This is a genomic window from Pseudomonadota bacterium (genome assembly GCA_039028935.1).
In the GTDB taxonomy this organism is placed as follows: domain Bacteria; phylum Pseudomonadota; class Gammaproteobacteria; order Steroidobacterales; family SZUA-146; genus SZUA-146.
Window position 1 is genome coordinate 1 of sequence record JBCCHD010000073.1, and the last position, 4903, is coordinate 4903.

Annotated in this window: 4 protein-coding genes; all 4 read left to right on the plus strand. The window is 55.4% G+C overall.

Going from position 1 to position 4903, the window contains the following annotated elements; genetic code table 11:
• On the plus strand, positions 1-2200 hold a 2200-nt coding region (locus AAF465_17195; GenBank protein MEM7084460.1), incomplete at its 5' end, for a HEAT repeat domain-containing protein.
• Between the two features lie 5 nt (positions 2201-2205).
• Positions 2206-3303, plus strand: coding sequence for a PilT/PilU family type 4a pilus ATPase (locus AAF465_17200; protein MEM7084461.1), 1098 nt, complete (start codon positions 2206-2208; stop codon positions 3301-3303).
• A 9-nt stretch (positions 3304-3312) separates the two neighbouring features.
• Positions 3313-4386 (plus strand): type IV pilus twitching motility protein PilT, encoded by a 1074-nt coding sequence (locus AAF465_17205; GenBank protein ID MEM7084462.1) that lies wholly within the window; start codon positions 3313-3315, stop codon positions 4384-4386.
• Positions 4387-4485: 99 nt separating this feature from the next.
• Positions 4486-4903 (plus strand): class I tRNA ligase family protein (locus AAF465_17210; GenBank protein MEM7084463.1); only part of this gene is annotated, 418 nt, incomplete at its 3' end.

A 4903-nucleotide genomic window follows, 5' to 3' on the forward strand; every position in this document is an offset into this window, starting at 1 on the left:
CGACATCCTCAGTCAAAACATCAATCGCAAAAACCTGCCCAATTTTGTGCGGGCGCTCGAACACGACAACAAACGCGTGGCGAGCGGCGTCACCTGGGCGCTGTCGTCTTCGAAAGGCTTCGACCCCAATACCTTGTTCGACTTTTTGGATGACGACTCGATTCCGGCGGCGCAAATCCTCAAGATCATGGGTGCCCATAAAGATCGACTGAGCGTACGCAAACTGCTGAGCGCCGCCTACAACATGGAGCACGGCGAAAAAGAAGTCGCCATGAAAATGGTCCAAGAGATGGCCACCGAAGCCATCGTGCCCGATCTACTCGAGCGCATCTCTGGCAAAGATTCGCTCATCCGCTGTTACATCATTGCCGCGCTGACGCGTTTCCCTGGACCTCAGGTGCAAAAGGCGATTCAGGATCAGCTCAATGATCGCGACAATGACGTAAAGCAAGCCGCGTTGTCGGCACTGTCGCGAATGGGCTCGGATGTTGACATCACGGTGATGTGCGAGCTGTTGCTCGATGAAGACATCGACGTGCAAAACAAAGCGGTCGATGTGTTGGTGTCGATCAACCACCCAAACATGGTGAAACACATTTTGCCGGCGCTGCAAGATGAAAACGAGTATGCACGCCGTGCCGCTGTGGAAGTGCTAAACGAAGTCGCGAGCACCGATTCGATCAAAGATTTGCTCGATGCCCTCAATGACAGCGACTGGTGGGTACGTTCGCGCGCGACGGATGCACTGGCGACCATCGGCGGGGACCGCGTGGTCGATGCGGTGCTCGAACTGGTCAACGACGACGATGAGCAAATTCGACGTGCCGCGATCGAAATTCTCAACAGCACCAAATCGGATAAGGCCACTAACTATCTGGTGGGGGCAACCAAAGACCCGGACTGGTGGGTGCGCGAACGGGCTGTTGATGCGCTCACGGAAATTGGTGACTCAAAAGCCTTACCACCGATCATTGAAATGCTGGATGGCCATCCAAAGTCGATTCCCGCCGCCTTGCGTGCGATCAGCGAGCTGGGCAGCGCGCGTGAACTCAAATTTATCGTGCCGCTTCTGTCCCGTCGTGAAAAAGAAATCAAACTCGAGGCCGCCGCCGCCGTCACGCTCTTGGTTGATGAAAGTGGCGCGTCCAATGCCGTCAAGGCGTTGTCCGAGGAACTCAACAGCGACGACGACTCAATTAAGAAAGCGATGGAACGCGCACTGAGTGATGTCGAAGCCCGTTTCTCCACGACCATGCTCGCCGAGAACCAGCGCGCCGAGCGCATGGCTGAGCCGAACATGACGCTGCTGGTTGAAAACGCGCCTGAAAAAATCAAGGAAGCGGCCACTGAGGCCCCGTCACTGGACATAGGCAACCTGTCGGCCGGCGATGTCATTGAAGGCCGTTACAAGTTTATTCAGAACATCGGTAAAGGGGCATTCGGCACCGTCATTTTGGTTGAAGACACGATCGTCTCAGAGCGGCTCGTGCTGAAGTTCCTCAATCAGAATATTTCGGCCGATGAGGAAATGATGCAGCGATTTGTCCACGAGCTGCGTTACTCACGAAAAATTACCCACAAAAACGTTATTCGCATTTATGACTTTTTGCGCTTGGGTGGCCTTTACGCCATTTCGATGGAATATTTTCCATCGCACACGCTGCGTGGCGAAATCAAAAACAATCAGCCCTTGCCCGTCAAAAGAGCCGCGGAGATCGCGCGCGACATCGCGCTTGGTATGTCGGTCGCACACCATGTTGGCATTGTGCATCGGGATCTCAAACCCGCCAACGTGCTGGTCAATAACGACGGTTTGGTCAAAGTCGTTGACTTCGGTGTCGCAGCGGCGCAATCCAGTGGTGATACCCAATTAACCAAAACCGGCTATGTGATCGGATCACCAAAATACATGGCGCCTGAACAGATTCTGGGCAAGAAAGTCGATCAGCGCGCTGACATTTACAGCCTCGGTGTGATTTTTTACGAACTGCTCGCCGGTGAACCGCCCTATACAGAGGGTGATCATATGGCGGTGATGTACCAACATGTTCAGGGCGATTACACGCCCATTCAAGAACGCAATCCAGACGTGCCAGAGTACGTGGTCAAAATGGTGGACAAAGTGCTGGCCGTGGACAAAACTGAGCGCTATCAATCGATGGAAGCGTTCCGCACGGACCTCGAAGCAATTATCGGATAACGTTTATGGCACGAATTGATGCGTTCCTGAAACTCGCGCTCGCGCAGGGCTGCTCCGACATCCACCTCGCGGTGGGCGTACCCCCGATGCTGCGACTCAGCGGCGATCTGGTTCCAATTAAGTTTCGCGAGCTCAAAGCGACGGAACTCGAGGGCTATTTCGACGAAATTTTAACGCAGGCACAGCAGAAGAAATACGCGAGCGGCGACGACCTCGATTTCTCGTACGTGACCGATGAGGGTGGCCGTTTTCGCGCGAACCTGTTCCACAAGGTGACGGGGCCCGGTGCCGTATTTCGACATATCCCCACCACCATTCCAGAAATGAGCAAACTCGGGTTGCCCGATATCGTCGAAAAACTCACCGACCTGCGGCAGGGTCTTGTATTGGTCACCGGCGCTACGGGCACCGGCAAGTCCACCACGCTCGCGTCAATGATCGATCACTTGAATTCGACGCGACCGCTCAACATTCTAAGTCTCGAAGACCCCATTGAATTTGTACACCCGAGTAAGCGCTCACAAGTCATACAACGCGAAGTCGGCACGCATTTAAGTTCGTTCGCCGACGGCTTAAGGGCGGCGTTGCGTGAAGACCCCGACGTGATTCTGGTCGGCGAAATGCGCGACGCGGAAACCATTTCCATGGCCATGACCGCCGCTGAAACCGGTCATCTCGTGCTCGGTACCATGCACACCACCGGAGCGGTTAAATCCATCGATCGTATTTTGGATGCGTTGCCATCCGAGGAACGCGAGCAAGCGAAGAGCTTTTTGTCGCAGAGCCTGCAGGCGGTGATTTCACAGATTCTTGTCAAAACACCCGACCGCAAAGGGCGCAAAGCGGTACTGGAGATCATGGTGATGACTCGGGCCATTGCCAAGCTTATCGCCAACGATCAAACCCATTTGATTCCCTCTCAGGTTCAAACCGGTAAACATCTTGGTATGCAGCTGATGGATCAAGCGTTGCTTGACGCCGTCACGGCACGGCTGGTCAATGCCGACGACGCCTATCTGTACGCCGAGGACAAATCGAAGTTTGAGAAGTTTGTCACCGACACGAACATTCTGCCGGGTCTAAAACTCGAACAGGACGGATAGGGAACGCATATGGCACAGATCGATCAGTATCTCACTATGATGCTCGAGGGCGATGGTTCAGACCTGCACCTCATGGCGGGCGATCCGCCGCGCATGCGGCAGTATGGTGATCTTCAAAACCTGAGCGACAGCCCGTTAACTGCCGATCAAACGCGCGAAATCATCGACGAAATCTTCACGCCAGAGGCGCGCAAACAGTTCGAAGAGCACGATGGTGCTGACTTTGCGTATCAGCTCAACGAACAGGCCCGTTTTCGCGTCAATGTGCTCCGCCATCTAAACGGCGTGGGCACGGTTATGCGGGCCATTCCAGGTGATGCGCTGACGCTTGACGACCTCAAAGCACCGCGCGCGATTCGCAACCTGTGCAAAGAAAAACAAGGGCTCGTATTGGTGACGGGCAAAACCGGCTCGGGCAAGTCCACTACGCTCGCCGCGATGATCAACGAGATCAATGAGACGCGCAAAGGCCACATTCTCACGATTGAAGACCCGGTCGAATTTACGCACAAACGCAAAGGCTGCTTGATCAGCCAGCGTGAGGTGGGTGTGCATACGCACAGTTTCTCCGCGGCGCTCAAATCGGCGCTGCGCGAAGACCCCGACGTGATTCTGGTAGGTGAGATGCGCGACCTCGAAACCATGAGCATTGCGGTGACCGCGGCGGAAACCGGCATATTGGTAATGGGAACGCTCCATACGAACAGCGCCGCGGCCACAGTCGATCGGATTATCAATACCTTCCCAGCGGACAAACAGGGCCACATTCGTTCCATGCTGTCGACCTCGCTTCGCGGCGTGATCGCACAGCAACTACTCAAGCGCGTCGATCAAAAAGGCCGGGTCGCGGCAATGGAAATCATGATCAACAACTCGGCGATCGGCAACCTGATTCGCCAAGGCAAACTCGACCAGATCGAAACCTCGATGCAAGGCGCCGCGCAAGCCGGTATGCAAACCATGGACGGCGCGCTAAAGCGCCTCGTGCAGCGACGCCAGATCACCGGCGAAGACGCCTACCTAAAAGCCAATCACAAGTCCGCATTCAAGGAATTTGCGCCACCCGGCGCCGAAGACGACTGACATGGCGGCCACGTGGAGCGGTGAGCATTCGCTGCGCCGCGGCACAGCGCCTGTGGCATAATTACGGCTCTCATCGTAGGTTTTTCGCACTGGATACCCATGTCTGAACACGGCCGCAAAATTCTGATCTCGACTGCCCTGCCCTATGCCAACGGCGCGCTGCATATTGGGCATATGGTGGGCTATGTGCAGTCCGATATTTGGGCGCGGTATCAGCGACTGGCGGGTAACGACTGCATCAGTGTGTGCGCGAGCGACGCGCACGGCACCCCAATCATGCTCAGCGCCGCCAAAGAAGGCATTGAGCCTGAGGCGCTGGTTGAGCGCATGCGCGCGTCACACATTCGAGACTTTGACGATTTTCACGTGGGGTTCGACGAGTTTTACACCACACACTCGCCCGAAAACCGCGAACTGGTCGAAGGCATTTTTAAGCGCTTAGATGCGGACGGACATATCGACCGACGCACCATCACACAAGCGTACGATGCGCAGGAAAAAATGTTCCTGCCCGACC